This window comes from Acidovorax sp., assembly GCF_046341535.1.
Lineage (GTDB): Bacteria > Pseudomonadota > Gammaproteobacteria > Burkholderiales > Burkholderiaceae_C > Acidovorax.
The window spans coordinates 1-2,189 of record NZ_JBKDRI010000103.1; the positions used below are offsets into that span (position 1 = coordinate 1).

A 2,189-nucleotide genomic window follows, 5' to 3' on the forward strand; every position below is an offset into this window, starting at 1 on the left:
GAGCTGAAATACGACAGTCTGGAGGCCCTGACAGCGGGCATTGCCAGGGACTGCGACAACGCGCGCGCGTACTTTGCATCAGCCCGCGCACCACTGCACACCGAGACCCGGCGCCAGACCACGCGCGACCGAATTTGAGGCGGCTGCGCCCCGCAGCGCCCGCCCGGCGGGCACACCCTACCCACTGCCTGCCTCGCCCCAACCCCGTTCTTGCTCCGGGTACGCCCCGGAACGCCCTGTTTTGAAGGCTCTCCATGTCCGACGACAACGCCAGCAACGCATCCACCACCACGGACTACCGCAGCACCCTGAACCTGCCGGACACACCTTTCCCCATGCGCGGCGACCTGCCCAAGCGCGAACCGGGCTGGGTCAAAGAGTGGGAAGACAAAGGCATCTACAAGCGCCTGCGCGACGCCCGCCGGGGTGCGCCCAAGTTCATCCTGCACGACGGCCCGCCCTATGCCAACGGGCAGATCCACATGGGCCACGCGGTCAACAAGATCTTGAAGGACATGATCACCAAGGCGCGCCAGCTCGAGGGCTTTGATGCGCTGTACGTGCCCGGGTGGGACTGCCACGGCCTGCCCATCGAGAACGCCATCGAAAAAAAGCACGGCCGCAACCTCTCGCGCGACGACATGCAGGCCAAGAGCCGCGCGTTTGCCACCGAGCAGATCGCGCTGCAGATGCTGGACTTCAAGCGCCTGGGCGTGCTGGGCGAATGGGACAACCCCTACAAGACCATGAACCCCGCCAACGAGGCCGGCGAGATCCGCGCGTTCAAGCGCGTGATGGAGCGCGGTTTTGTCTACCGCGGCCTCAAGCCCGTGTACTGGTGTTTTGACTGCGGCAGTTCGCTGGCCGAGTTCGAGATCGAGTATGCAGACAAAAAGAGCACCACGCTGGACGTGGCCTTCAAGTCGCATGACCCGGCCAAGCTGGCCGCCGCCTTCGGCCTGCCCGCGCTCGCCAAGGATGCCTTCGTCGTCATCTGGACCACCACCGCCTGGACCATCCCCGCCAACCAGGCGCTGAACCTGAACCCCGAAATCACCTACGCGCTGGTGGACGCGGGCGAGCGCATCCTGCTGGTGGCCGAGCCGCTGGTCGCCTCGTGCCTGGAGCGCTACGGTCTCACGGGCAGCGTGCTGGCCACCACCCTGGGCAAGAACCTGGGTGGCCTCACGTTTGAACACCCACTGTACGACGTGGCCAGCCAAGACGGCAGCTTTGGCTACCGCCGCCTGTCGCCCGTGTACCTGGCCGACTACGCCACGGCCGACGACGGCACCGGTATCGTGCACTCCTCGCCCGCGTATGGCCTGGAAGACTTCAACTCCTGCCGCGCGCATGGCATGGCGCTGGACGAGATCCTCAATCCCGTGCAGGGCAACGGCGCCTACGCGGCGGACTTCCCGCTCTTTGGGGGCCAGCATATCTGGAAGGCCGTGCCCGTCATCATCGAAGCACTGCGCAACGCGGGCCGGCTGATGACCACCAAGGACATCACCCACAGCTACCCGCACTGCTGGCGCCACAAGACGCCGGTGATCTACCGCGCGGCGGCCCAGTGGTTCATCCGCATGGACGAAGGCGAAGGCGTGTTCACCAAGCCGGGCATGAAGCCCGCCAAGACGCTGCGCCAGATTGCCCTGGATGCCATCAACCACACCAGCTTCTACCCCGAAAACGGCAAGTCCCGCCTGCACGACATGATCGCCGGGCGGCCCGACTGGTGCATCTCGCGCCAGCGCAGCTGGGGCGTGCCCATCCCGTTCTTTTTGCACAAGGATTCGGGCGAGTTGCACCCGCGCACTATGGAGATCATGGACCAGGCCGCCGACATCGTGGAAAAGGGCGGCATCGAGGCCTGGAGCCGCGTGACGGCGCAAGACATCCTGGGCGCTGAAGACGCGCCCCACTACACCAAGAGCACCGACATCCTGGAGGTGTGGTTTGACTCCGGCTCCACCTTCAGCCATGTGCTGCGCGGCACCCATGCGCCCCAGTTCCATGACCGGGGCCCCGAGGCCGACCTGTACCTGGAAGGCCACGACCAGCATCGCGGCTGGTTTCATAGCTCGCTGCTGCTGGCATCGGCGCTGGAAGGCCGCGCGCCCTACCGCGGCCTGCTGACCCACGGCTTCACCGTGGACAGCCAGGGCCGCAAGATGAGCAAGTCGCTG

1 protein-coding gene and 1 pseudogene are annotated in these 2,189 nt (G+C 65.9%); both read left to right on the forward strand.

Features of this window, described 5'->3' with window-relative positions:
* Positions 1–138: pseudogene (locus ACK543_RS07540) on the forward strand (bifunctional riboflavin kinase/FAD synthetase); the annotation flags it as partial.
* Between the two features lie 116 nt (positions 139–254).
* Positions 255–2,189: isoleucine--tRNA ligase (gene ileS / locus ACK543_RS07545; protein ID WP_409942234.1), on the forward strand; the 1,935-nt coding region annotated here is incomplete at its 3' end.